At 69.6% G+C, this 26,034-nt stretch carries 19 protein-coding genes and 1 pseudogene; 7 read left to right on the top strand and 13 right to left on the bottom strand.

Translation table 11 applies throughout. The annotated features are described in order from the left end of the window. Nucleotides 1-27 precede the first annotated feature (27 nt). Nucleotides 28-147, top strand: a complete 120-nt coding sequence (locus ACFYWX_RS36070) for a hypothetical protein (RefSeq protein WP_389429184.1) — start codon at nucleotides 28-30, stop codon at nucleotides 145-147. 18 nt (nucleotides 148-165) lie between these two features. On the opposite strand, the gene ACFYWX_RS36065 is transcribed toward ACFYWX_RS36070, so the two are convergent. The 5 genes and pseudogenes from ACFYWX_RS36065 to ACFYWX_RS36045 all read right to left on the bottom strand — a co-directional run bounded on the left by ACFYWX_RS36065 (nucleotide 166) and on the right by ACFYWX_RS36045 (nucleotide 5,516). After that, a complete protein-coding gene (locus ACFYWX_RS36065; RefSeq protein WP_389429066.1) occupies nucleotides 166-438 on the bottom strand; it encodes a beta-L-arabinofuranosidase domain-containing protein in 273 nt (90 codons plus the stop codon). 422 nt (nucleotides 439-860) lie between these two features. Continuing rightward, nucleotides 861-1,814, bottom strand: coding sequence for a glycosyl hydrolase (locus ACFYWX_RS36060; RefSeq protein WP_389429065.1), 954 nt, complete (start codon nucleotides 1,812-1,814; stop codon nucleotides 861-863). Nucleotides 1,815-1,950: 136 nt separating this feature from the next. Beyond that, a complete protein-coding gene (locus ACFYWX_RS36055; RefSeq protein WP_389429064.1) occupies nucleotides 1,951-3,474 on the bottom strand; it encodes an alpha-N-arabinofuranosidase in 1,524 nt (507 codons plus the stop codon). A 353-nt stretch (nucleotides 3,475-3,827) separates the two neighbouring features. Next, a pseudogene (locus ACFYWX_RS36050) lies at nucleotides 3,828-4,130 on the bottom strand (beta-propeller fold lactonase family protein); the annotation flags it as partial. A 57-nt stretch (nucleotides 4,131-4,187) separates the two neighbouring features. Further along, nucleotides 4,188-5,516: an alpha-L-fucosidase gene (locus ACFYWX_RS36045; protein ID WP_389429063.1), complete on the bottom strand. Its 1,329-nt coding sequence runs from the start codon at nucleotides 5,514-5,516 to the stop codon at nucleotides 4,188-4,190. Between the two features lie 349 nt (nucleotides 5,517-5,865). Between ACFYWX_RS36045 and ACFYWX_RS36040 the strand changes: the two genes are divergently transcribed. From ACFYWX_RS36040 to ACFYWX_RS36020, 5 genes are all read left to right on the top strand, one after another. Continuing rightward, nucleotides 5,866-6,786: a LysR family transcriptional regulator gene (locus ACFYWX_RS36040; protein WP_389429062.1), complete on the top strand. Its 921-nt coding sequence runs from the start codon at nucleotides 5,866-5,868 to the stop codon at nucleotides 6,784-6,786. A 285-nt stretch (nucleotides 6,787-7,071) separates the two neighbouring features. After that, nucleotides 7,072-8,178, top strand: a complete 1,107-nt coding sequence (locus ACFYWX_RS36035; protein ID WP_389429061.1) for an amidohydrolase family protein — start codon at nucleotides 7,072-7,074, stop codon at nucleotides 8,176-8,178. Between the two features lie 96 nt (nucleotides 8,179-8,274). Then, nucleotides 8,275-9,234 carry an SGNH/GDSL hydrolase family protein gene (locus tag ACFYWX_RS36030; protein WP_389429060.1) on the top strand — a complete coding sequence of 320 codons (960 nt, stop codon included), beginning with the start codon at nucleotides 8,275-8,277 and terminating at the stop codon, nucleotides 9,232-9,234. Between the two features lie 191 nt (nucleotides 9,235-9,425). Then, nucleotides 9,426-12,536, top strand: a complete 3,111-nt coding sequence (locus ACFYWX_RS36025) for a S8 family serine peptidase (protein ID WP_389429059.1) — start codon at nucleotides 9,426-9,428, stop codon at nucleotides 12,534-12,536. Between the two features lie 435 nt (nucleotides 12,537-12,971). Then, on the top strand, nucleotides 12,972-13,214 hold the full coding sequence (locus tag ACFYWX_RS36020) for a response regulator transcription factor (RefSeq protein WP_389429058.1): 243 nt from the start codon (nucleotides 12,972-12,974) through the stop codon (nucleotides 13,212-13,214). Between the two features lie 142 nt (nucleotides 13,215-13,356). Here the strand turns inward: ACFYWX_RS36020 and ACFYWX_RS36015 are convergent, their stop codons facing one another. The 8 genes from ACFYWX_RS36015 to ACFYWX_RS35980 form a co-directional block, all read right to left on the bottom strand. Continuing rightward, nucleotides 13,357-14,511 carry a serine hydrolase domain-containing protein gene (locus tag ACFYWX_RS36015; RefSeq protein ID WP_389429057.1) on the bottom strand — a complete coding sequence of 385 codons (1,155 nt, stop codon included), beginning with the start codon at nucleotides 14,509-14,511 and terminating at the stop codon, nucleotides 13,357-13,359. After that, nucleotides 14,508-15,296, bottom strand: a complete 789-nt coding sequence (locus ACFYWX_RS36010) for an ATP-binding cassette domain-containing protein (protein ID WP_389429056.1) — start codon at nucleotides 15,294-15,296, stop codon at nucleotides 14,508-14,510. The genes ACFYWX_RS36015 and ACFYWX_RS36010 overlap by 4 nt, the downstream gene beginning before the upstream one ends. Nucleotides 15,297-15,301: 5 nt before the next feature. After that, a complete protein-coding gene (locus ACFYWX_RS36005; protein WP_389429055.1) occupies nucleotides 15,302-16,342 on the bottom strand; it encodes an ABC transporter permease in 1,041 nt (346 codons plus the stop codon). A gap of 39 nt (nucleotides 16,343-16,381) precedes the next feature. Beyond that, complete coding sequence (locus tag ACFYWX_RS36000; RefSeq protein WP_389429054.1) at nucleotides 16,382-17,404, bottom strand: sugar ABC transporter substrate-binding protein; 1,023 nt, start codon at nucleotides 17,402-17,404, stop codon at nucleotides 16,382-16,384. Between the two features lie 269 nt (nucleotides 17,405-17,673). Further along, nucleotides 17,674-19,056: an MFS transporter gene (locus ACFYWX_RS35995; protein ID WP_389429053.1), complete on the bottom strand. Its 1,383-nt coding sequence runs from the start codon at nucleotides 19,054-19,056 to the stop codon at nucleotides 17,674-17,676. A 352-nt stretch (nucleotides 19,057-19,408) separates the two neighbouring features. Next, nucleotides 19,409-20,395 carry an NAD(P)H-dependent flavin oxidoreductase gene (locus ACFYWX_RS35990; protein ID WP_389429052.1) on the bottom strand — a complete coding sequence of 329 codons (987 nt, stop codon included), beginning with the start codon at nucleotides 20,393-20,395 and terminating at the stop codon, nucleotides 19,409-19,411. Between the two features lie 775 nt (nucleotides 20,396-21,170). Next, the gene (locus tag ACFYWX_RS35985; RefSeq protein WP_389429051.1) at nucleotides 21,171-22,172 is read right to left on the bottom strand and encodes a LacI family DNA-binding transcriptional regulator; all 1,002 of its coding nucleotides are present in this window, start codon (nucleotides 22,170-22,172) and stop codon (nucleotides 21,171-21,173) included. 92 nt (nucleotides 22,173-22,264) lie between these two features. Continuing rightward, nucleotides 22,265-23,782 carry an alpha-N-arabinofuranosidase gene (locus ACFYWX_RS35980; RefSeq protein ID WP_389429050.1) on the bottom strand — a complete coding sequence of 506 codons (1,518 nt, stop codon included), beginning with the start codon at nucleotides 23,780-23,782 and terminating at the stop codon, nucleotides 22,265-22,267. Nucleotides 23,783-24,519: 737 nt separating this feature from the next. Between ACFYWX_RS35980 and ACFYWX_RS35975 the strand changes: the two genes are divergently transcribed. Further along, nucleotides 24,520-25,866: an extracellular solute-binding protein gene (locus ACFYWX_RS35975; RefSeq protein ID WP_389429049.1), complete on the top strand. Its 1,347-nt coding sequence runs from the start codon at nucleotides 24,520-24,522 to the stop codon at nucleotides 25,864-25,866. Nucleotides 25,867-26,034 lie beyond the last annotated feature (168 nt).

The following is a 26,034-nucleotide window of genomic DNA, read 5'->3' as shown; positions in this document are numbered from 1 at the left end:
GAGGAGTCGGCCTGACCGGTCTCGGAGATCTCCAGGCGCACCGGGCTGCACGTGGCGACCGCGTCGCGGCTGGCGTCCGAACTCTTCTCGTACGGGTTTCTGACCCGCGACGCCGACCGCTGGCTCCGCATTGGCATGCGCCTGTAGGGGCCAGCCACCCGGGCCTTACCCCCGCGAAGGTCGCCCCGGCCGCGGCGACTCCGTGGCCGTCACGGCTGAGGCGGCGTCGGCGACCTCGCCGAGCCGCTGGTACCCGAAGACCTTGGCGATCTGGGTGTTGGCGTGCATCCTGTCGAGGACATCGCGGTGCTCGCGCAACGGGCCGAGCAGGGACTGGTCGAGGAACCGCCGGGCCAGGGCGGCGTGCCGGTCCCTGCCGGTGACGTTGGAGAGGTCCACCAGAGCCTCGCACGTCCCACCGAACTCCGTGCGGGGCATGGCTTCGTGGTGTCGCCGTCCATCCCCGCCGCCGACCGGTCCCACCAGTCGGTCGGCCGTCGGACGGCGGTCAGCGCCAGGTCCGTGCCAGCGCGCCGATAGGCGTCCAGCAGGCCGGCGAAGAGCTTGTGTAGTGGTACCACGGCACCCACGCCCCACCGAGCTGGAAGTGCCCCGCGGCCACCCGCTCCCACGGTCGCGCTCGGCCGGGATGCCTCCGACGTAGCCGGTGCCGGGGGCGTCCTGGCACTCGACGACGCCCTGAACCAGACGCTCGACCTCGACGGTGTGGCCGTCGAGACCCAGGCTCTCCCGGTTGCCGTAGGACTCGGCAACCGGTGGCGGGTCGGCCTCGATGCGGACGGTCCGGCTCGTGGAGTGTGCCGCTCAGCCGGTGGGTCGTGTTCGGCGTGGCCCCCGTGTCACTGGTCAGGCCCTTCGAGTGGGAGGATGGGGGCCTCGAGGGTTTCGTCGCGGTCACACATGAGGGTGTCTCCGCTTACTCGTAGGCGGGCGACCTGGATCGAGCTGCGGCGGCTGTTGTGGTCGTTGGGATGTTCAGGGCCGTCGTCGGGTCGCCCGGGGTGCGCGAAGTAGAAGACGAACGCGCCGAGTTCGCTCGTGACGACATCGGCGTGGTAGCCGTACCCCCCGTCGTCCGGGCCCTGCCCGGGACGATCGAGGATGAGTCCTCGCGGTTCCCATGTCTCCAGGTCCCGAGAGTGGAGGACCCGCTGCCCGTGCCACTCGTCGATGATCATCCAGTAGCCGCCGCCGAGCTCGAAGACGTTCGGGCCTTCGTGCGTCGAGAACTCGACGACGGGCCCCCGGACGGTCCACCGCTCCAGATCGTCGCTGTCCGCCGCGTAGGTGTGCGAGTGATCGGCCTCGTCCTTGTACCACATGCGGTAGCTGCCCGTGGGGAGCCGCAGGACGCAGGCGTCGATCACTCTCTCGGACGAGAGCGACAAGGTGGAACGGTAGGTCCAGGTGAAGAGGTCGTGGCTCGTGTAGTGGCGGATCACGCGTGGGTGGCCCTCCCACTGGGTGGGAACACCGCGGATCACGCTGACGTACATGTGGTAGTCGGTTCCGTCGTCGATGATCTCGGGAGCCCAGTAGGTGTGCCGCCCGGGCTCGATGTTGAGCCCTTCGGCGATTCCCCGGTACAGCCAGGTGGCGCCGCCGTCCGCGGAGGACGCGATCCCGATGTCGGTCCCGTGCACCCAGCTCACGTCGTTCATGGGGGGCGCGTCGGTGCGGCGGTTGGTGTAGAACATCCACCACTCGCGGGCGTGCCGGTTCCAGATGAGGGTGGGGTCGGCCGCGCCGTCGTGGATGGGGTCGCGGAACAGGGGTCGGGCAACGGTGGTCATCGGTTCTTCCCAGGCGTGAGCGTGATGGTGGCCTTGGCCTTGTCCGTGGTCGTGGTCGGCAGGCCCATGAGCCGGTGTCCGCGACGTGGACGACTGCGGTGGCAGCGGCCCATGGGCAGTTGGTACGTCGCAGTGGTCAGTCCTGATTCTGCGTCAGCCGGATCATGTTCCAGGAGAGCGGTTCGAGTTCGGCGTGGAGGACGCCGTCGGTGACGGTGGTGCCGGTGGCGGGGTGCGGGGTGACACGGTCAGGCCGGTCCGCGGTGTTGGTGGCCTCCGGGTCGCTGTCGGCCAGGACCAGGTGCTCCGCCAGGGTGTGGGCGTCGACGCCGCGCAGGTCGATGTTCAGTGGCAGGGTGTCCGTCTGGCTGCGGTTGACTGCGAAGACGGTGATGTCGCCGGTCTCGCCGTCGATGACGGCGGTGGCGTGCAGCAGCGGTACGTCACCGAAGCGGGCGGTGGGGTAGGTGGGGCTGTCCACGTCGACGCGCAGCACGCGGCCGCGCCCGTAGGCCGACGCCTGGGCGAAGGGGAAGAAGGTGGTCTGCCGCCAGGCCGGGCCACCCGGCTCGGTCATGATCGGCGCGATGACGTTGACCAGCTGGGCCAGGGAGGCCGCGGTGACCCGGTCGGCGTGCCGCAGCAGGGCGATGAGCAGCGAGCCGAAGACCACTGCGTCGGTGACGGTGTAGACGTCCTCCAGCAGGCGCGGGGCCTGCTGCCAGTCCTCCACGGCGTGCGGGTTGGGGCGCCTCTGGTACCAGACGTTCCACTCGTCAAAAGAGAGGTTGATGCGCTTGGTCGCCTTGAGGCGGGCGCGGACGTGGTCGCAGGTGGCGACGACCGACTCGATGAAGTGCTCCATGTCGACGGCGGACGCGAGGAAGGAGTCCCGGTCGCCGTCGACCTCCTCGTAGTAGGCGTGCAGCGAGACGTGGTCGACCTCGTCGTACGCGGCCTCCAGGACCGTGGCCTCCCACGCGGCGAACGTCGGCATCGACGACGCCGAACTGCCGCACGCGACCAGCTCCAGGTCAGGCTGGATCATCTTCATGGCGCGGGCGGTCTCGGCGGCGAGCCGCCCGTACTCCTCGGCCGTCTTGTGGCCGATCTGCCAGGGGCCGTCCATCTCGTTGCCCAGGCACCACATCTTGATGCCGTACGGCTCCTTGCCGCCGTGGGCGATGCGGCGGTCGGACAGTTCGGTGCCGCCCGGGTGGTTGCTGTACTCCAGCAGCCGCAGGGCGTCCTCCACCCCGCGGGTGCCGAGGTTGACGGCCATCATGGGTTCCATGCCGGTCTTGGCGCAGAAGTCCATGAACTCGCCGAGGCCGAACTCGTTGGTCTCGGTGCTCTTCCAGGCGAGGTCCAGCCGGGTCGGCCGCTCCTCGCGCGGGCCGACGGAGTCCTCCCACCGGTAGCCGGAGACGAAGTTGCCGCCCGGGTAGCGCACGGTGGTGACGCCCAGCTCCCGGACCAGCTCGAGGACGTCCTGGCGCAGGCCCTCGGCGTCGGCCTGCGGGTGGCCCGGTTCATAGATGCCGGTGTAGACGCAGCGGCCCAGGTGCTCGACGAATGAACCGTAGAGCCGGGGATGGACGGCGCCGATGCCGAACGCCGAGTCGAGGGTGAAGCGTGCGGGGGTGGTCGGGCGGGACATGACTGCCTTTCGTTGGCTTTTCAGGCTGTCCGGCGTTTGCGGACGAGTCTGTTCAGGCTGCAAGGGTCTGAGGGCGCAGCCCTTGGGCGGAGGCTGGGGCGGGAGGACTGGAGAGGCAGGGGTGGCGGGGGCGGGAGAGCTACGAAAACTGCGGTGTCAGAGGACGAGCGCGCAGACCACCGACGGAACGAACATCGCCGGGCCCGCCTGCCGCAGCGACCCGTCGCCCGGGACGCGCAAGGCGACGAGCGTCCCGCTGTGCTGGTTTGGCAACCAGCAGATGATCGTCCGTTCAGGTCGGGGCCGCGCGGCCAAGTACCGCCGGCGGATCGGTGATCGACCGGTTCCATTGCGGTGCCTATGACCCGCAACGCGGCCACCGTGTCCGCGCCCCGATTGGTCACCCACACGAAACGACCGCAGGGCGAGGCGACGATGCCGCCCGGCTGGTTGGTGACGTCCAGGACCGCCGTGGCGGGCACTGAGGAGAGGCCCGTCAGGGTGCCCGTACCGGCGTCGTACCAGTGGCAGGTGACGGTCGAGGACGGTTCGTCCGCGCCGAACACCAGCTCATCGCCGAGGGCGAAGGCGAGGTGGCGAGGACCGGACCCCGAAGCCGCGTGGTGCTGAGCAGGCAGAACAGCGCCACGCGGCACGGATCAGCCTCGCCCTGCGAGGATCCCACCCCGCTCCTCGAGCGGCTCGGCGGTCGGTCACCGGAGGGCGAAGCGGATCGCGACGGGTAGCGCAGCACCGAGGCCGCCGGATGTGACGTGGACGCCCTCAGGGGCGGCTTCCGCCTCGACGGGATGACCGTCCAGGCGTTCCGCTGTGGCTGGATCCAGCAGGCCCAGCCGCGTCTTCAGGACGACACGTCCGCCGGCCGCGTCAGGGACGTCGGCCACGAAGGCGTAGGCATGGTGCTCGTCGCGGGTCCAACGGACCCACGGAGCGTCGTCGTGCGGCTCGACGTCACCGGGTTCCAGCGGCCGTGTCGCGTGCACAGCACCGGCATGGCATGCCATCCAGGACGCCATGCCCTCCAGAACGGCGCGTTGCTCCGGCGGGAGTGTGCCGTCGGCCTTCGGGCCGACGTTGAGCAGAAGGTTCCCGCCGCGTGAGACGACGTCGACCAGCAGCCGGACTGCGCCCGCCGGATCCAGCAGGTGCTCGGGGCCTTCGGTTTGGTTGTAGCCGAAGGAGAATCCGATGCCCCGGCAGTTCTCCCAGCAGGCGGCGGCCCGCTCGTTGGCCCGGCCCGCCTCGTACTCGGTGGTCAGGTAGTCGGAGTGAGCGCTGTCCCAGCGGTCGTTCACCACGCCTTCCGCCACGGCGGCGTAGTAGTGGGAGAAGAGCTCCGGCAGGTCGGGGAGGCCCGCCCGGGGCCAGCCCATGTCGTTCCACAGCACGTCCGGGCGATGGCGGTCGACCAGGTCGAGGACCTGCCGGTGCGCGTAGGCGGCGTAAGCGGCCTCGTGAGGCCGCCCCTCGTCCATCCGGTCGGAGTGGAGAACGGGGTCCCGCCGGCCGGCATACCAGTCGAAGCCGCCGGAGTAGTACACGCCGAACCGCAGGTCGCGGGCCCGGACGGCGGCGGCGAGGTCGGCGATCAGGTCGCGGCGTGGACCACGGTGGACGGTGTTGCGGGTGCCGGTGCCCGGCGCGTCCCACAGGGCTATTCCGTCGTGGTGCTTGGTCGTGGGAACGACGTAGCGCGCACCCGCCCGGGCGAACAGGTCCACCCAGTCCGCGGGATCGAAGAGCTCGGCCTTCCACGCGTCGAGGAACTCGTCGTAGGGGCGTCCGCCGTGCACGGTGCGATGGTGTTCCTGGGCGGGGCTGCCCTCGATCTGGATGGTGTTCCAGTACCACTCGGCGTACGGGTTGTGCTTGAACCACACATTGGGGTCGACGACGCCGAGCTCGCCGGTGGGCTCGGCCCACGCAGGCACCGAGTACGCGCCCCAGTGGATGAAGATGCCGAACTTGGCGTCGGTGAACCACGTGGGGACCGGTCGGCCACTCTGAGGGGTATCGCTCACGTACAGGCTCCCGATACATCGGATTGATTCCGCGAGAGAACCGTAGATGTTCGGGAAGAAAAGCGCCAGATGCGACAACCTCCCTTGATAGATCGGAGGTCTAGTCGTTTGCGAACCTCTTGGCCTCGCCCGTCCGGCCGACGGCCCTGATGGTGCGGTGAGAAACCGCATACCCGGCTGTTGCTGGGGATTCTGACCTGCCCGGCAGGGCCCGGTCGGCGCGGTAAGAGACTTGTCGTACACATTCCTGGTATGCCGACCCAACTCCCACCACCAGGAAGTTTCGTTTGTCCGAGATCACCTATGCTGCCCCTGGACAACAGCACAACTGTCGTGGAGGCCTGGCGTCGTGGGTCTGGATCTGAACCTGCTGGTGCCGTTGGACGCCCTGTTGCAGGAGCGCAGTGTGACACGGGCGGCCCTGCGGCTGGGTCTGAGCCAACCCACCGTGAGTGCCGCGCTGGCTCGGCTGCGGCGCCACTTCGGCGACGAACTCCTGACCCGAGCGGGGAACACCTACGAGCTCACCCCGCTGGCCGAGCGCCTGGCCGAGCACACCGCGCAGGCGCTCGGCTCGGCGGACCGGGTCTTCCAGACCCGCCCCGACTTCGACCCCGCCCGGGCGCGACGCGAGTTCACCCTGGTGGTGACCGACATGCATCTCGCCACCTTCGGGCGGACGTTGGCCGACCTGGTGCGCGACGCGGCGCCGGGGGTGCGGCTGCGGTTCCAGCACAACACTCCGCACATCGTGCGCCACGCCAAGGAGCAACTGCGCACCGTCGACGGCATGCTGCTGCCGCAGGGACTGCTGGCAAACGTCCCGGGCATCGATCTGTACGAGGACCGCTGGGTGTGCGTCGTCTCCTCCGACACGGCCATGCCCGCGCCGCCGACCCTCGAGCAACTCGCGGCTCGCCCCTGGGTGTTGCCCTACCACGAACCGGCGATGGGCTTCTCGCCTCTGCACGGGCTGCACGCCCGGGGCATCGAACCGCAGGTCGAGCTGGCCGTGGAGAACTTCCTCACCATGCCGTATCTGGTCGCCGGGACCGACCGGGTGGGTGTGGTCCCCGAACGCGCCACCCGTCTGTTCCCCGCGGACAGCGGCACGGTCGTCGTCGACCTGCCCTTCGGTCTGGGACACCTGCTGGAGTCCCTGTGGTGGCATCCCGTGCATGATCGCGACCCCGCCCACATCTGGCTGCGCAGGACCGCGGCCGAGGCCGGGCAACTGGTCGCCGCGGAGGCTCCCGTCCAACGGTATTGATCTCGTCTATGCCCGGCATCGGTGATCTCACGTTCCCAAAAGCCCAGGCCAGCGACCAGAGTTGGGCTCGCGGGCACGCCAGGCAGGGATGAAGAGCGTTTGTGGCCCTCATGGGCCGTGCCGAGAACTGCCCTGCGGCCTTCTCAAGAACAACTGAGCTTGTTCTCCCCGTTGTTCTCACCCCCCCCACATTTCGGTTTCTTGGAGTTGACAGTGATGCGCAGCGCTCCGCAGGCGCTACGGGCAGGCCATGTCTTCGACGGCCTGGACGTCAGAGGACCAGGCATGGTTCTCGTCGAGGACGGCGTCATCCGCGACGTGGACTTCACGGGGGCCGCGGCGCCCGAGTACGCGACGGTGACGGATTTCGGACCGGACGAGTGGCTGCTTCCCGGCCTGATCGACGCGCACGTGCATCTGTGCTGGGACGGCACCAAGGACGCGGTGGCGCATGTGGCGTCCGACGACCGCGAGACCGTGCTGGAGACCGCGCGTGCCTCGGCGGCGACCACGCTTCAAGGCGGCGTCACCACCGTCCGGGACCTCGGTGATCGCGACTATCTCAGTCTCGCGCTGCGCGAGCAGGTGCCGTCGACGGAAATCCCCGAGATCGTCGCCGCCGGCCCGCCGATCACCGCCCGCGGCGGCCACTGCCACTTCCTCGGCGGCGAGGCCGAGGGGGCCGACGCGCTCCGGGCCGCGGTACGGGAGCGCTTGGAGCAAGGCTGTGACGTGGTGAAGGTGATGGCCAGCGGCGGCAATGTGACCCCCGGCTCCAACTCCCTCGACCAGCAGTACGATCGGTCCGACCTGCGGCTGATCGTCGACGAGGCATACCGGCTCGGGCTCCGCACGGCCGCCCACGCGCACGCCGTCCAGGCGATCGCGGACGCGGTCGACGCCGGCTTCGACACCATCGAGCACTTCTCCTTCTTCACCCCCGACGGCGTCGACCTGCGCCAGGAGGTGCTGGACAAGGTCGTGAGGGGAGGAACGTTCGTCAGCCTCACGGTGGGCATGATGCCCGGAAAGGCACCGACTCTGCCGGCCGTGGTCGCCCGCTTTGCCGCCATGACGGAGCTCGTGGCCAAGGTCATCGCCTCGGGTGCCCGGGTCGTTCCCGGAACCGACGCCGGCGCCACCTCCGGCAAACGGCACGGCGTCTACCCGTACGCGCTGATCCAGCTGGCCGAGCTCGGGATGCCGACCCGTGACGTGCTGCGAGCCGCGACCACCGAAGCCGCCGAAGCGGTGGGCCGGGGTGGACACAAGGGGGTGCTGCGCCCCGGCGCGGACGCCGACCTCCTCGTACTCGGAAGCTCCCCGGTCGACGACGTCTCGGCGGTCACCGACATCCGCGCGGTGTACCGAGCGGGCCACCGGGTCCGTTGAACCACTCTCCTTCTTCCACCGGTGCCCGGTCTCCAGATCCTCACCCGACGGATGCACCCACTCCCCACATGAACGAAGAAAGAGCACACGTAACCGATGAGCACACCTCAGCGGCTCAACCGCGTACGCCGCGTCGCGCCGGCCAGAGCCATCCCTCCGCTGGCCGCCGCGTTGACGGCCGTACTGGGCGCGCCCGGTGCGGCGGTCGCCGACTCGCCGAGCAGCGGCAAGGACACCACGTACTACATCTCGATCGGTGACTCGCTGGCTGCCGGCTACCAGCCGGACGTCAACAAGGACACCCACGTCGCCTACACCGACCAGCTCTACGCACAGCTGAAGCAGCGTCAGCCCGGCCTGCGGCACATCCGCCTCGGCTGCGACGGGGAGACCACCGCATCGCTCGTCAAGGGCGGTACGTGCCACTACCCGAACGCCAGGTCCCAGCTGGACGCCGCCGTGAAGGCCTTGGCCAAGCACCGCGGCCACGTCAGCTACGTGACCATCGACATCGGCGCCAACGACATCCTGGCCTGCGCCGACGACAAGACCGGTGCCCTCGACCAGAACTGTGTGAAACGCGCCGGTCAGGCCATACCGAAGAACCTGGCCCGGACAACGCAGGCGTTGCGCCAGGCGGGTACGCCAGGCATCCAGTACGCGGGCGCGACGTACTACAACCCGTTCCTGGCGCAGTGGCTGCGCGGCGCTGCCGAGCAGCAGGCCGCCGAGCGCTCGGTGGGCCTGGTCAAGTCCGCGAACGCGGCCATCTCGCAGCTGTACGCCGCCGCCGGATTCAAGGTGGCCGACGTAGCCGGAGCCTTCGCCTCGGACGACATCAACCCCGACAGCCTGCCCGGCTACGGCGAGGTACCGGCGAACGTGGCCACGATCTGCCGGCTGACCTGGGCCTGCACCATGCAGGACCCGCACGCGAACCCTCTCGGTCACAAGGTGATGGCCTGCGCCTTCGCGGCGGTCTTGCCGCAGGGTGCGCGGGACGCCTGCGTCAACCGCCCGAAGACACGCGGCAGTCTGGCGAAGGCCGGGTCATAGAGCAGGAGCGCAAGGTGCCCGCCGCCGCGCGCGTACCTTGCCCTGCCTCCCGGATGCCGTAGGCAGCCGACCGAAGCGACGCGCACACCACCGTCGGCGAGGGGGACGCCCGCGCGTCTCGCACAGCTATGCCGCACAACACGTTGGCCCTGACCTCGCGGACTTGCCCCCCACACGAGAAGGCGCAAACCTTGCCCCACCACCGAACCGGCAGCCGCCGCCTCCGCCGCGCGACTGTCTCCCTGCTGGCCCCGGCGCTCGCCGGCGGCCTGATCCTGACCTCGGGCCCTGCCGCGCCGGCCCAACCGGCAGACCCCGCCCGGGAGGCGTACACCGCCGGCACCTACATCGTCCAGCTCCAGGACAGGCCCGTCGCCACCTACTCCAGGACGGCGCCCGCCCCCGGCGAGCGGCTGAACACGCGGACCGAAGCCGTCCGCGACTACATCGGCCGGCTGAAGCGGGAGCGTGACAAGGTGCTGGACGCGGTGGACGGCGTCCGGCCCTTCTACAGTTACCAGCTCCTTGTGAACGGATTCGCCGCGAAGTTGACGGCTCGTCAGGCCACTGAACTGGCCCGCACTCCCGGCGTCGTCTCCCTCGTCCGCAACGAGATGCGCCGACTGGCCGACTCGGCCACGCACGAGGCCGCGACGACCGCAGGCGCCACGACCGAAACCGCGGCCAGGAACGGTAGGAGTGCGGCGAAGGCCGCGTCCACCGCCGGCGTCCTGCCGCCGGCCGACACCGCCGCGTTCCTCGGCCTGAAGGAGCCGGGCGGCCTGTACTCCAAGTTCCCCGGCGGTCAACGGAACGCGGGCGAGGGCACCATCATCGGTGTCCTCGACACCGGAATCGACCCCGCCAACCCGTCGCTCAAGGCCCTCCCGGAACCCCGCCCCGACGACGCGATCATCGCCAAGAAGTGGAAGGGCGGCTGCGACCCCGGCGACGACCCTGCGCACCGGGTCACCTGCAACAACAAGCTGATCGGCGCCCAGTACTTCAACAAGGGTCTCGCCGACCCCGGCGAGGCCGACTGGGCTTCCCCGATGGACACCGAGGCCCACGGCACGCACACCGCGACCACCGCGGCGGGCAACTACGACGTGCCCGCCACCGTGCCCGACACCGCCATATCCGGCCGGATATCCGGGATCGCCCCGGCAGCCCGCGTCGCGGCGTACAAGATCTGCTTCAGTGAGGGCTGCGGCACGGTGGACATCGTCGCGGCCATGGAGAAGGCCGTGTCCGACGGCGTGGACGTCATCAACTACTCGCTCGGTTCCGGCAACGGCGAGGACACCACCTCCCCCGAGTACACGGCCATGTTCAACGCGGCCAAGGTGGGCGTCTTCATCGCCGCCTCCTCCGGCAACGACGGCCGCGGCACCACCTCCAACACCGTCCCGTGGGTGACCACCGTGGCCGCCTCCACCCACGACCTCGGCTACCGCACGACCCTCACCCTCGGCAACGGCGCCTCCTACACCGGCGTCGGCGCCAACCCCTCCGCCGTACCGTCCGCGCCGCTCGTCGACGGGGCGCAGGCCGCCAAGAGCGGCGTCGATCGGGGGGACGCCGCTCTGTGTCTGGCGGACAGCCTCGACCCGGCCAAGGTCAGGGGCGCGATCGTGATCTGCGCGCGCGGCGGCAACGGCCGCGTCGACAAGAGCGACGCGGTGAAGGCGGCGGGCGGCGCCGGCACGGTCCTGTACAACACCAGCGCCTCCGACGACCTGGTCGTCGACGCGCACACCATCCCGACCGCCTACCTCACTCCCGCCGAAGGCCAGACCGTCAAGGCGTACGCCGCCAGCGCGGGCGGCAGTGCCACCGCCACGATCGGCGCGGCGTTCACCGAGCGCCAGGAGGCCCCGAGGGTGGCCGGGTTCTCCTCCGGCGGCCCGGACCTCACCAGCGGCGGCGACCTGCTCAAGCCCGACCTCACGGCCCCGGGCGTGGACATCACCGCAGGCACCGCTCCGGGCGGCTCCGATGGCCTGTTCAAGGGCTCGGAGGGCGTCATGTCCGGCACGTCCATGTCCGCGCCGCACGTGGCCGGGCTGGCCCTGCTGCTGCGGTCGCTGCACCCGGACTGGTCTCCCCTGGAGATCAAGTCCGCGCTGATGACCACCGCGACCACCAAGGACGACAAGGGCAGGCCGATCGGCCGCTCCAACGCCGACGGACCGGCCACCCCGCTCGACTACGGCGCCGGGCACGTGGTCCCGAACGCCGCCGACGACCCGGGTCTGGTCTACAACTCCACGTCCGCCGACTGGACGTCCTTCATGTGCGCCGTCGGCGGTCACCCGGTCACCGACGACGGCGCGGACGCCTGCGCCACCGCCAGGAAGACCGACCCGAGCGACCTGAACACCCCGACCATCTCGGTGGGCGACCTCGCCGGCAAGCAGACCGTCACCCGCACGGTCACCGACATCACCGGCAGGACCGGCGTCTACACCGCCACGCTTCAGACGCCCCCTGGATACCGGGCCGAGATCTCACCGAAGAAGCTGGTCGTGCCCGCCGGCGGATCGGCCACCTACAAGGTCACCTTCACCCGCACCGACGCCGCCTACGGCGACTGGTCGTTCGGCTCGGTCACCTGGAGCGACAAGACCCACAAGGTCCGCAGCGCCGTCGCCCTGCGCGCCACCCGCCTGTCAGCGCCGACCGAGATCACCGGAACGGGCGCCACCGGCTCTGCCGTCCTCACCGCGCGGGCCGAGTGGGACGGCACGCTCACCACCTCCGTGAACGGTCTGTACGCGGGCACGGTGAAGACCGGCACCCTGACCGGCACCGCCCCCGACTTCGACCCCTCGCAGTCGCCGCTGCCGACCGCCGTAGCCAGGTCCGAGGTCACCGTTCCCGAGGGCACCGACCTCGCCCGCATCGCCATCCTGCCCTCCGACTTCCGCGCGGACAGCGACGTGGACCTGTGGGTGCTCGACAAGGACGGCAACCTCCTCTCCAACCCGACCGGAGGCAACGACGAGCACTTCGACCTCACCGAGCCCGGCACCTACGAGGTGTACGTCGTCCAGTACGCACTGCCGCAGGGCGTCACCAGCCAGCCGTACACCCTGCACACCTGGGTGATCGGCAAGGACACCGAGCCGGACCGGCCGGCCACCATGACCCCGGCCGAGCAGCGGGTGAGCGCGGGCGGCCCCGTCAACTCCACCGTCTCCTGGCGCGACCTCCCGGCCGGCCAGACCTACCTCGGCCTGGTCGAGTACGGCGACGGCAGCAGGACCGTGGGCAGCACGCCCTTGACGGTCACCCCGTAGGCCCCGCGCGGTCGAGCAGACCCGACAGCAACGGTTCCGGTCCCACCGGCCACCCGGTGGGACCGGAACCGGGATCGATGACTGATGACCGAGCAGGCGCGAAACCGCCGTAACCGCATCGCACTCCTGCACGGCGGACAACTGGTTCGGCGTGCCGCCTCCGGCGTCGGCGCCCGACACCCGTTCCCGTCCCGCGCGGCGCAACAGCCCCGTGTCCCGTGCCCAAGAGCGCCTCAGCTTCCGACGGTTACTGCCTGACTCCGGGCACGCGCAGCGAGCGGCGTGCGTGCCCGGCCCGCACCGCCCGTGGGGACGGGGCCGGTGCGGTGAACGACCCGGCCGCGGACTCCCTGTCGCCACAGGAGACCGCGGCCGGGTCTTCTCTCCGGCCCATCGCCTTCACCTCCTCTCCACTCCCCGCACACGGAGCTCACCATGGCCGCTGTACTCATAGCCGACCCCCAGGCACTCCAGCGGCTCGGCCTACCTGTGTCGTTGGAATCCCACCCGGCCCTGATCGCGGCCGGACAGGCGAAGGCCGGCCTCGAGTCGCTCTGCACAACCGTCGAACTACGGCCCGGTGTCGTTCTCATGAGCCTTCGCCTGCCCGGTACCGACGGCATCGAGATCACCCGCTGGATCGTGGCCTCCAGCAGGCGTCACCTGTGCCGCTCCTGACGGCCTAGGGGGGCCTGGGGCTGGGCCGGGCCGAGGCAGGACACCGCGGCCTGTCCGGCGTGCGGGGCGAGCATGCCCTGGAGTTCCTCCGCGGCGTCCTCGGTCCCGCTCCCACCACCTGACCCGTGGACCGCACCACTGATCACAGGGCCGCGGCCACCGCTGAGAGAAGGCGCCACAGGCGAGTGTGGGGCGTCGGGTCGGGGATGGCCCGGTTGGTGAGGAAGGCGAACGCGATGCCGGACTCCGGGTGGGCGAAGGCCAGATGACCGCCGAGGCCGTCGTGGCCGAAGGAGCCGGGGCCGAGCATGGGCTGACGTGGGGACGACAGCCCGAAGACGGTGCCGAACCGGGTGGGCTGGTCTACCAGGACCTCGTCGGGTCCGTGGACCTGCTGCTGGCGGACCCGGTCCACAGTGGTGGGGGAGATGGCACGCAGCGGGCCGTCGACCACGCTGGAGTAGAGCCGGGCCAGCGACCTGGCGTCGAAGACGCCGTTGGCGGCGGGGATCTCCGGCCGCCACAGCGCGGGGTCGTTGAACAGATCGGCAGCGATGACGGGGTTGTTGAAGGTGGCGTGGGTCAGCGTGCCCACGGCCTCGGCGGCCCTGGCCAGAGGGGCGCCGATTCCCGGTGTGGGAGAGGCGTCCTCGTACTTGACGACGCGGCTGTTGTGCTCGACGGGCAGACCTATCCATGCCTGCAGATCGCCGTCCTGGGCGAAGCGCTCGCTCAACAGAGCGCCGACGCTCTTGCCGCTCGCACGCCGCATGACCTCGCCCACCAGGTAGCCGAGGGTCAGGGCGTGGTAGCCGTGCCGGATGCCCGGGTACCACGCCGGCTCCTGTCGGGCCAGGCGTCGCACGCAGCCGTCCCAGTCGGCGAGGTCGGCTATGGTCACCGGCTCGTCGAAGGCGGGCAAGCCGGCTCGGTGCGAGGCCAGTTCACGGACCACGACGCCGTCCTTGCCGGCCGCGCCGAATTCCGGCCAGTAGGCCGACACGGGCGCGTCGAGATCCACCTCGCCCGTGTCGACCAGGCTCGCGAGCACCAGGCCCATGACGCCCTTGGTCACGGAGTACCCCACGTGCAGGGCGTCCTCGGGGTACGGCGTCCCGCTGGTGTCCCGGGCACCGCCCCACAGGTCCACGACCAGCTCGCCGTGGTGGTAGACGGCGACGGAGGCGCCGATGTCGTCGCCGTTGCGGAGGTTGCTCTCGAAGGCGTCGTGGACGCCTGAAAAGCGGGGCGACGTGTAGCCGGACGCCGACGCCACCGGCCTGTGCATTGTGCTCATGCCTGCTTGCGCTCCAGTTCCTCCATCACCGTGCCGCCGGCCATGAGGTCGATGACCTCGGCCGCCTCCATCTCGCCGCGCGCGAACGAGGCGACGAGCCGGCCGTGGGCGATGACGGCGAAGTGGTCGCCTACCCGCAGGGCCTGGTGGGCCTGATGGGTGATCAGGACGACGGCTACACCGCGGTCCCGTGCGGACTCGACGGCCTGCAGGACGATCTCGGCCTCGCGGACGCCGAGCGCCGAGGTCGGTTCGTCCAGGATCAGCACCCGGGCACCGAAGTGCAGGGCGCGGGCGATGACGAGGGCCTGGCGCTCACCGCCGGACATGGTGCCCACCAGCTGGTCGGCGTCGCGGATGCGGCGGATGCCCAGTTGCTGGATCTCCTGCAAGGCGATGCGGCCCGCCGTCGCGGCGTCGAAGCGGCGGAACAGACCCCGGCCCTTGGTGGGTTCGGAGCCGAGGAAGAAGTTGCGGGCCACGCTCATCAGCGGGACGGTGCCCGCACTCTGGTGGACGGTGGCGATGCCGCGGTCCAGGGCGTCGCGCGGGCCGCCGAGCGTCACGGGCTCGCCGTCGATGGACAGGGTGCCCTCGGTCGGCGTGTACACCCCGGAGAGGATCTTGATGAGGGTGGACTTGCCGGCGCCGTTGTGGCCGAGGAGGCAGAGCACCTGGCCGGGACGGACGGTGACCGAGACGTCGGCGACGGCGGTCACACCGGTGAACTTCTTGGTGACGCCTTGGAGTTCGATCAGGGGATGGTCGGTCGTGGGGGTCGGCATGACGGTCACCTGCCACTCAGTGCGAGCTTGCGGAAGTAGTTGTTCGCCATCACTGCCACCAGCAGCAGCGCGCCGAGGAACAGCTGGGCGTAGTCGGTGTTCCAGCCGGTGTAGAAGATGCCGATGCTGACGATGCCGTAGGTCGCCGTGCCCAGCATGACGCCGAGCGTGGAGCCGTATCCGCCCTGAAGGAGCACTCCGCCGATCACGGCGGCGATCACGCCGTCGAAGATGAAGCTGGAACCGCGGGTCACGTCACCCCCGCTGTAGGCGATGGTCTGCAGGACGCCGACGAGCGCGGCACCGGCGGACGTGGCCATGAACAGTCCGACCTTGACCCGGGCGGTCGGCACACCGGCGTCCCGGGCCACGTCGGGGGCACCACCGGTGGCGTAGATCCAGCTGCCGGTGCGGGTGCGGGTCAGCACCCACCAGGCGACGACGGTGATCGCCAGCCACCACGCGATGGAGACCTGGAACTGCCCTGCCTTGGAGCCGAACACGGCCTGCACGCTCGGCTCCGGTGTCAGCGTCACCGCGGTACTTCCCGACAGGGCGCGGCTGAGACCCAGGGCGCCACCGCCCACGACCAGCGAACTTCCCAGGGTGACGATGAAGGAAGGCAGCTTGGTGCGGGTGGCGACGAGGCCGTTGATGAGCCCCACCAGCAGACCGAAGCCGATGGCCAACGGGATCGACGCCCATTGGGGCATGGTGTAGGTGGCGCTGCCGATGGCCACGATCACCGACGTGGCGCCGACGACGGAGCCGATCGACAGGTCGAACTCCCCGGCGATGAGGAGCAGCGCGACCGGCGTCGCGACCACCCCCAGTTCAGCGGCGGTGTTCAGCCAGCTCGCGGTGCCGTCCACGCTGGTGAAGCCCGCGCCGGACGCGGTCACCAGGAAGAATACGTACACCGCTACAGCGCCGATCAGCGCGCCGAACTCCGGGCGCCGTGCCGTGCGTGCGATCAGTGAAGTGCTGAGGGGTTCGCTCTGCTCGTCCGGCACGGTGGGTGCCGGAGCCGCTTGGTCGATGGTCATGAGTGCGCTCTCCTGAAACTGGAAGTCTGCTGTGGCGTCTCAGGCGGCACCGCGGATGCCCTGGTACGTCTCGTTGATCTTCAGCACGGCGGCCGCGCTGTCCTTGTCGATGACCAGAGGACCGGTGAGCACATTGCCGGAGGGGGAGATCTGGTACTGCACGTACTGCTTGGCGATCAGGACGCCGTAGTACGTCTGCAGATAGGGCTGCTGGTCCATGGCGTACTGAATGTTGCCCGCCTGGATGTCCTTGAGGACCTTGGTGGACGGGTCGCCGCTGCCGATGGTCAGCTTGCGTCCGATGTCCTTCGCCGCGGTCAGCGCGGACTCGGCGACTATGGAGCCCGTCGTGAAGACGCCGTCGATGTCCTTGTCCGCCTTGAGCGCGCCTGCGATGGCCTGGGTGACCTTGGTCGGGTTGGTCGCGTCCTTGTACGGGATGCGCAGCGAACTCGCCGTGGCGCCGCTCTTCTTGAGCGTGTCGGTGTAGCCCTGGCAGAGCTGCTCCAGGGCGGGGTTGCCCGGGACCGTGTTGACGCACAGTCCCTTCTTCACGCCGAGCTTGGCCGACTGCTCGCCCGACCTGGTGCCGGCGACCACCGGCTCGATGCCGACGAAGGCGAGGGCGCCGAGCTGCTTCCAGTTCGACTGGCCGGAGTTGATGACGACCACCGGTATGCCGGCCTTGACCGCGGCCTTGATCTCGGGGTCCTGGGCCGCGGGGAAGAAGTTGCCCACGACGATCGCGTCCGGCTTCTTCGCCACGGCCGCCTGCATGAGCTTGGCGAGCGTCGGGCCGGAGGCGTCGGTCGACGTCGGGCTGAGGTACTCGGTGGAGACGTTGAGCTCCTTGCCGGCGTTGTCGGCGCCGGTCTTCATGGCGCCGAAGAACGGATCGCTCAGAGGGCCGGATACGACGATCACGGACAGCTTGCGGCCGGAGGAGCCGCCGGAGTTGTCCGAGCCGTTGGCGTCGGTGCGCTTGGTACACGCGGCGGTGACGGCGGTGGTGGCGACGACGGTCGCGATCAGGGCGATACGGGATCTGCGGAGACGGGGCACGGAGGACTCCTTGAGCGTGACGAGTGATCAGCGGTTGCGGTGTGGGGCACAGGGCGATGGGGGGTTCTGGTGAGGTGGGGGGTGGGGGGGGGGGGGGGGGGGGGGGGGGGGGGGGGGGGGGCCGCGCGCGGGCCCCCCCGGCGGGGGGGGGGGCCCCCGCCGGGGGGGCCCTGGGCGCGCGGGGGGGGGGGGGGTTCCGCCACGTCCGGATGCGTGGCGGAACCCCGTGGCAGCGCCCGCGGTGTCAGGGAGGCGGGCGCTGGTCTGGATCACCTGGTGGGCGCGGGCTCCGGCGAGTCGGCCGGTCGGGGTGCGTCGAGCTCGTTCCACACGGCCCGGACGAGCTTGTTGTCCTTGCCGCCGCGCAGCAGCGTCAGGCTGACCACGGTGGACACGGCCGCCACGGCGATGGGGTAGGCCACACCGGCGAGCTGGTTACCGGTCGACGTGGTGAGCGAGAGCGCGATGAGCGGCATGAACCCGCCGAAGACGCCGGCGCCCAGGTGGTACGCCACGGACAGGCCGGTGTAGCGGATCCGGGGCGGGAACAGCTCGGTCAGATAGGCGGCCGTCGGCGCGTACACCATGGCGCTGAACACGATCTGCAGCGTCACCGCCACGACGACCTGCGCCCATGACTGGTTCGTGGCGGCTTCGCGTATCCAGGCGTACAGGGGCAGGAAGCTCACGGCCGACAGGGCCAGGCCCGCGACGATGATGCGCTGTCTGCCGTACTGGTCGGACAGCCGGCCGAACAGAAGGTAGGAGGGCGTGCCCAGCACCAGCGCGACCGCCATGCAGATGTTGGTGGTGAGGAAGTCCACCTTCAGTACGCTCTGCAGGAAGTACAGGGCGTAGAACTGGCTGGTGTACCAGACCGCTCCCAGTCCGGCGGTGAGGCCGAACAGGGTGGTCAGGACGAGGCGGAGGGACCGGCGGTTGCCGAGGGTCTCGCGGATGGGCGCCTTGGAGAGGGTGCCCTCTGCCTGCATGCGGGTGAACACGGGCGACTCGTGGAGCTTCAGCCGCATCCTCAGGGAGAGGACGACGAGGACGGCGGAGAGCAGGAACGGAAGACGCCAGCCCCACGAGGTGAACGCGTCCTCGCCCAGCAGGAGCCGGCAGGCGACGACGACGCCGATGGACAGCAGCAGCCCGAGCGTGGCCGTGGTCTGCAGGAAGCTGGTGAAGAAGCCCTTGCGGTCTGCGGGGGAGTGCTCGGCGACGTAGGTGGCGGCGCCGCCGTACTCGCCGCCCACCGCGAAGCCCTGGAGGAGGCGCAGCAGCACCAGCAGCACGGGGGCCGCCGCGCCGATGGTCTCGTACTTCGGGAGACAGCCGATGAGGGTGGTGGCCGCGCCCATGACGATGAGCGTGGAGAGGAAGGTCTTCTTGCGGCCGACCCGGTCGCCGAGCCTGCCGAAGAACAGGGCCCCGAGGGGACGGACGACGAACCCGGTGCCGAACGCCGCCACGCTCACCAGCAGCGCGAGGCTCGATTCGCCGGTGGGGAAGAAGAAGCCGGAGAAGACGACGGCGAGGCTGCCGTAGACGAAGAAGTCGTACCACTCGATGAGCGTGCCGGTGCTGGATGCGGTGATGATGCGGCGCAGTTCTCTCGGAGAGGTCTGCGGGGGCAGGGGACTGGACATGGAGATCCCTCCCGACGCCGGTGCGGCGGTGTCGCATGAGTGCGGGAACGAGCGGATGTGCCGAAGCCGGATCGGTCCGGTCTTCAGCCGGGTGCGGAACCGAGCACCTTCTGAGCCGTGCGGGGATCGGTCGCCGAGCGGCGACCGCTTCCACTCGCCGAACGAGCGGAAGAACTCAGGGCGAGCAGTGGGACGTTGAGTCCGATCGCGTCGCGCGCAGTGCTAAGACGCAGGGGTGCGCGGTATGCCCATGCTCACGCTCAGGAGACAGGCCCGGAGTTCGGGCTGCTGGGCCAATGGCGTGGGGATATGACGTTCCGGTCATCAGCGGGACCTCTTGGACAGCGCTGGCTCAGCCGCTGACCGCGGCGGTCTGCGGAGCCCACCGGCCGAGACGGGCGGCGGCGTCCTGCGCCATCCGGCGCACCACCTCCCCGGCGGGCAGGATCTTCTGGACCAGGCCCACGCCCTCGCCGACGATCATGTTCGCGATGTCGAAGTCCTGCTGGGAGACGGCGTCCTTGAACTCCTCGGCGGCCTCGGCGAGATGCGCGGCGAGTTCCGCCTCCCGCCCGTGCCACCGGTCGATGAACCGGTTGCGCAACACACGACCGTTGTACTCGGCGGGCCAGTCGTACCGGCGCACGATGTCGTAGACGCTGGTGCGGATGGTCTCGTCACCGCCGGCGGCCACCGCTCGGGCGTGGGCGCGAGCCGAGACCACGGCTTCCTCGGTCGCCCAGAAGCGAGTGCCGACGAGGACACCGTCCGCGCCGAGGGCGAGCGCGCCGGCGAGCCCACGACCGTCCGCCACCCCGCCCGCGCCCAGCAGGAGAGTGTCCGGGGAGCGGCCGGCGATCAGGTCCGCGATATCGGGTACGAGGGTGAAGGTCGACCGCGTGCCGACTCCGTGCCCGCCGGCCTCCCCGCCCTGCGCCACGATGACGTCGGCTCCGGCGTCGAGGGCCTGACGGGCCTGGTCGAGCGTGTGGACCTGACACAACAGCGGTACGGCCGCGGCGCGGATCCGGTCGGCGAAGGGCGTCGGGTCGCCGAAGGACAGCATGACCGCGGCCGGCTGGTGCTCCAGGGCGACGTCGAGCAGTTCGGGGTGGCGGGCCAGGCTCCAGGTGATGAAACCGCACCCCACCCGGGTGCCGGTCGCGGCGGCGAACTCCCGCTTCAGCCACTCTGCGTCGCCGTAGCCTCCGCCGATCATGCCCAGTCCGCCCGCGGTGGTCACCGCGGTGGCGAGCCGGGCCCCGGAGACGAGGTCCATGGGGGCGAGCACGACGGGGTGCTCGATTCCGAAGGCGTGGGTAAGGCGCGTTGTCAGCAAGGCGAAGTCCTCTTCGTCCAGGCATCCGCCCGTTGGTGCGGTGGGCGGTGCGGCGTTAAGGGGACAGTAGGTTCGCCGAGATTTCAGATCCAACGATTGCTTGTGATGGCTGCCATCACCAGTAGAGAACTTTTCGATGGCCAACGAGCGTCAGGCCGGTGAACTAGGCCATTTCGGCAAGGTCATCGGATCGTTGGTCTGGGCGGGTCGTTGGCGGACGCGCAGTGGGCGCGGATCGGGCCGTTGCTCCCGGACCGGACGGCAACTGGCGGGGCGTCTGCGACCGGCTGCGGATGTGGGCCGTCGACGGCCCCTGGGAGCGCGTGTTCACCGCGTTGATGGCCCAGGCCGAGGCCGACGAGGACCTCGACTGGGCCGTGTCGGTGGACTCCACCAATCGTGCGCACCATCAGCACGCGGTCGGGGCTCGTAAAAAGGGACCCGGCAGGCGAGCCCGACGACCATGCCATCGGCCGGTGCTGCGGCGGACTGACTACGAAGATCCTGTGTAGACGAGCCATCACTCGCCGGTCTGGCGGTTCCAGACGGCGACAGGGGCGGCGGCCCCGTCGTACACAGGGTCACGGAAAAGCGGGGCGCCGGTTACGGGGCACCGGGGTCTCCTCATGTTTGTGGAGGGGGCTCGGGCGGCTCTGCAGCCGTCACGACAGTTGGCACACCGGGCTCCGAAGGACAGCGGTGATATGAGTAGTGCAGGATCCCCTGACCAGTCGCACGGCCAGTTTCCCAGCGCGCGTCGCTCGGTCGGGCGAGTTCAGCCGCCCGTCGACTCCCGGATCACGAGCGAGAAGTCGCCCACGGACTCCGCGTGACCGGCCGGGGGCTTGGTCTGCTCGATGCGTCTGATGAGCAGGTCGACGGCGCGCTCGGCCATGCCGTCGTGGTCCGGATCGACGGTGGAGAGCGACGGGATGAGGAATCTGCTCTCCTTGACGTTGTCGAAGCCGATCACCTTGACCTGGTCGGGCACTCGTATCCGGGCGTCGGCCAGGCCTCGCAGCACGCCCATGGCCAGGGAGTCGTTCACGCAGAACACGCCGTCGAAGTCGAGCCCGCTCCCCACCATCTCCCGGACGCGTTCAGCACCCTCGGGCATGTCGAGCCTTGCGACGTGCTGGATCAGGGCGGGGTCGGACGGCAGGCCGGCGTCGTGCAGTGCCTGCTGGTAGCCGGTGAGCCGGAGGCTGGAGGTGTCGACTTCGTCCACCGCCCCGCACAGGATCGCGATGCGGCGGCAGCCGCGCTCGATCAGGTGGCGGGTGGCCGCTCGGGAGGCGTCGAGGTTGGGCATGGCGACGTGGTCCACGGGTCCGTCGAAGATGCGGTCGCCGAGAATGACGACCGGGTGGTCCACCCGGAGCCGCTCGGCGTCGGTCTGTCCGAGGCCCGCGGCGCTGAGGATGAGCCCGTCGTAGAGCCGGTTGCGCGAGAGGGACAGCGCGTCCAGTTCGTTCTCCCGGGTGTCGGTCTGCTCGATGCTCACCTTGAGCTTGCGGCGCTCGGCCGCGGTGATGATGGCGGACGCCAGCCGCCCGTAGTAGGGGCTGTTCACATCGGGAACGGCCAGCCCGATGGTTCCGGTGCGGCCCTTGGCCAGATTGCGGGCCGCGACGTTGACGCGGTAGTCGAGCCGGGCCATGGCCTCCAGGACCTTCTCCCGCGTCGAGCTTCGCACATGGGGATGGTTGTTGATGACGTTCGAGACGGTCATCGGTGAGACCCCCGCTGCCTTCGCGACATCCTGAAGCGTTGCCATGTGCGCCCCCTTTCTGTGAGTCCCGTGACGGCTTCCCCCGAGTATGTCGTTCGGCGTTGCGAGGAGGGGGCGGAGTGGGTGGATGCCGGTGGTCAGACCATCGCGGCCTGGAGGGTGAGGAAGGAGTGGGGTGGCAGCGTCAGGCTCAGGCCCCGGTCGGTGACGGTCACGGCGTCGAACGGGCGCGGGGCAACCGCCACAGGGTCCTGGGCAGTGTTGTGGGCCTGCAGCTTGTCGGCGGTAAGCAGGCGGGCGACCGGCTCGCCGATGGTGCCGCCGCGCAGGTCGAGCGTCACCTCGGCCGGTTCCTCGGCGTCCAGGTTGGACAGGGAGACCAGGACCGTGCCGTCCTTGACGCTGGCCGAGACGGACAGCGTGTCCAGGTCGGTGTCTCCCACGTGCCGACGGGCGCCGTCCGCGTTCAGGTGCACGGCGAGCGAGGCGGCGTCCTGGTGGCCCTTGTTCATCTCGAACACATGGTAGGTCGGGGTCAGGACCAGCGCGTCGCCGTCGGTGAGGACCATCGCCTGAAGCACATTCACGGTCTGGGCGATGTTCGCCATGTACAGGCGCCCCGCATGCTTGTGGAAGATGTCGAAGTGCGTGCTGGCCACGAGCGCGTCGCGCAGGCTGTTCTGCTGGAACAGGAAGCCGGGGTTGGTGCCCGGTTCGACGTCCCACCAGGTGCCCCACTCGTCCAGGACGAGGCCGACCGTCCGGCCGGGGTCGTAGATGTCCATGACGGTGGAGTGGCCGGTGAGGATGCGGTCGACCCTGCGGGCCTGGACCATCGTCCGGTAGTAGTCGTCGGTGTCGAAGACGGTGGCGCTGCCCTTCGCCTCCCATGGGCCGGCCAGCGTGTAGTAGTGGAAGGACAGGCCCTGGAAGAAGTTCTTCGGGGTGGCCTCGCAGCCGAAGCAGCTGATCTGCTGCATCAGCGTCTCGGTCCACTTGTAGTCGTCGTCGCGGGCGCCCGAGGCGATGCGGTAGAGCTTGTTGTCGCCGTGGTCCCGGCAGTACGTGGCGTACTGGCGGGCCAGGTCGGCGGAGTACTCGGCGCGCATGTTGCCGCCGCAGCCCCAGGTCTCGTTGCCGATGCCCCAGAACTTTACGTGCCACGGCTCGTCGCGCCCGTTGGCCTTGCGCAGCCGCACCATGGGGCTGTCGCCGTCGCGGGTGAGGTACTCGACCCACTCGCTCATCTCCTGAACGGTGCCGGAGCCGACGTTGCCGCTGATGTAGGGCTCAGCACCGAGCAGCTCGCACAGGGCCATGAACTCGTGGGTGCCGAAGTGGTTGTTCTCCTCGACGTTGCCCCAGTGGGTGTTGACCATGCTGGGTCGCTGGTCGCGGGGGCCGATGCCGTCCTTCCAGTGGTACTCGTCGGCGAAACAGCCGCCCGGCCAGCGGAGGTTGGGGATGTTCAGGGCGCGCAGTGCCTGCACGATGTCGAGGCGGATGCCGCCCTTGTTGGGGATCGGTGAGTCCTCGCCGACCCAGAAGCCGCCGTAGACGCAGCGGCCGAGGTGTTCGGCGAAGTGGCCGTAGAGATGGCGGCTGATCGTCGGGCCCTCGATGTCGAGGTTGATCACCGCGGTCGCGTTGGGCACGGACGTACTCCTGCGTATCGGGCTGATGGCGTGAGAGATGCGTTCGGGGCGTTGGCGGGCAGCGACGGGACAGGGGGTTCCGGGGTTCGCAAGCAGGGTGGTGCGGCGTTACCGGCTCATGGTCGCCTCGTTTGAGGCGTTTCGGTACCGTTCCAAGCGGTTCCTTGTAGCGCTACAAGAAACTGCCATCGTGGTGCCGGAGGTGTCAAGAGTGTTACGCCACGTAGTCCGACCGCGGTACCGCGGGCATTCTGCGGCGGCACCTCCGGACCCATTGACACCGCTTGGCGGACCGACTTACGGTTCGCCGCAGTTTTCCGCATCCGGTTTGCACGGGTGGGGCGTCGCGGGGCGTGGCGCCACACCGTCGAAGAGCCGGTGCACAGGCCGTCCGCACTAGTCAGTGCATGCCGACGGCATCCGCTGACGAGTGAGCTGCGCGGTGAAGCGCTGCGGGAGATCCCTGCGGTCGCCACTGGTGGTGTCGCCGCCTGCCTTCCTCTGACGGATCTGAGCGCACGAGCATCAGGGGGCGGCGGCGACCACCTCCGAAGCCGGATCGGCCACCGGGCTCGTCGGCCAGTCGGGAGCCGGCCCGCCTCGCTATGCGGCCGTGCGCCACGGCTGACTGCGGAACTGCGTTTCCTCCCGCTTCTCTCTGTGCGTCTTCTGGCGCGGTGGCACCCGCCTTCCGCGTATCCCACATCCACGTCACACCACACGAATGGGGCACAACTATGTCTAATTCACCCACGGGGTCGCTCGACAGACGCCGTTTCCTTGCCGTCTCCGCCGGTACCGCGCTGGCCGTAGCGGCCCTGCCCGGATGCGCCGCCTCGGTGGACGACGGAAGCGGCTCCAGCGGCAACGAGAAGACGACGCTCACCATCATGTCGACGGAAGGCGAGATCGACGTCAAGGCCGCCCAGAAGGCGCTCGGGATGAAGATCAACCTCATCATCAAGGACGACACCAAGCTCAACGCCATGCTGGCCGGCAAGAACCCGCCGGACGTGGTGCGCGGCGTCGGTGCGTTGGAGACGCCGTACTTCGCGGCGCGCGACTTGATGACCGAGCTCGACCCCTACTTCGCCAAGAGCACGGTGCTCAAGCCGTCCGACCTCGACCCGGTCAACGACCTCTGGCGTTTCGACGGCAAGAAGCAGGGCGCGGGCCCCCGCTATGGCATGGCCAAGGACTACTCCCAGGACGGGATGTTCTGGTACCGCACCGACATGTTCGACGCCGCCAAGCTGGACTACCCCAGTGAGACCGAGCCGCTGTCCTACGACGAGTGGTTGGACATGGGGAAGCGGTTGACGCAGCGCAGGCTCGGCAAGGTCAAGGTGTACGGGCTCAGTGCCACCGGTCTGGGCAACTTCGCCTCGCTGATGAACATGACCGCGTCGGCCGGTGGCAGTCTGTTCGCCGAGGACCTTGCGTCGGTCGACTTCTCGTCGCCCGAGGCGCTCAAGGCACTGAACTGGTACATGGAGTACGCGCGGGACAACGTCGGTCCGAGCGTGAGCAACCCCAATCCGGACGGGTGGGACTGGCCCACGTACCAGGCCGACCGAATGGCGATGGCCAGTGACGGCTACTGGTTCGGCGGAGTCATTGGCGGCGACGCCAAGACGGCCAAGGTGTCGCGTTTCGCTCCGGCGCCCCAGATGGGAGGCGGCAAGCGCATCAGTCCGTGCTTCGGCGCCGCCGGGTACTGGATTCCCAAGGAGGCCAAGAACAAGGACGCCGCCTGGAAGTTCTTCGAGTGGTTCTTCGGCGGCAAGCCCGCCCAGGACCGGGCCACCGGCGGCGTGGGCATCCCCACCCTGAAGTCGTTGCGCCCGAAGATGCCGCAGGCCACAACCTTGCAGAAGCAGGCCTTCAAAGTGCAGCAGCAGGAACTTCCGTACTTCTCGGTGCTGACCTTCACCCCGTACGTCCAGCAGGCCGCTCTGGAGGGGGTGATCAACAAGGTGCTGCCCGGCGCCATCAAGTCCGGCACCTCCGCCGGCAAGGTCGCCGACCAGCTGAACTCGCAGATGAACGCCCAGATCGCCCAGGGCAAGGAGCACGTGGGGTGAGCACCGGTCAGCTCGCCGGCCAGACCAGCCGGCAGTCGCGCGTGTCGTCCCCGGCATCGGGGACGACACGCCGGGGCCCCCCCCAACCGCGCCGGCGGCGGGCCCCCCCGGGCCCCGCCCTCAACGACGTTTTTTGGCCCGGGGGACAGGGGGTGCAGGGGCACAACC

It is taken from the genome of Streptomyces sp. NPDC002888 (assembly GCF_042888465.1).
In the GTDB taxonomy this organism is placed as follows: Bacteria; Actinomycetota; Actinomycetes; order Streptomycetales; family Streptomycetaceae; genus Streptomyces.
The sequence above is the reverse complement of the archived record's forward strand: the minus strand, read 5'-3'. Positions and strand labels throughout refer to the sequence as shown.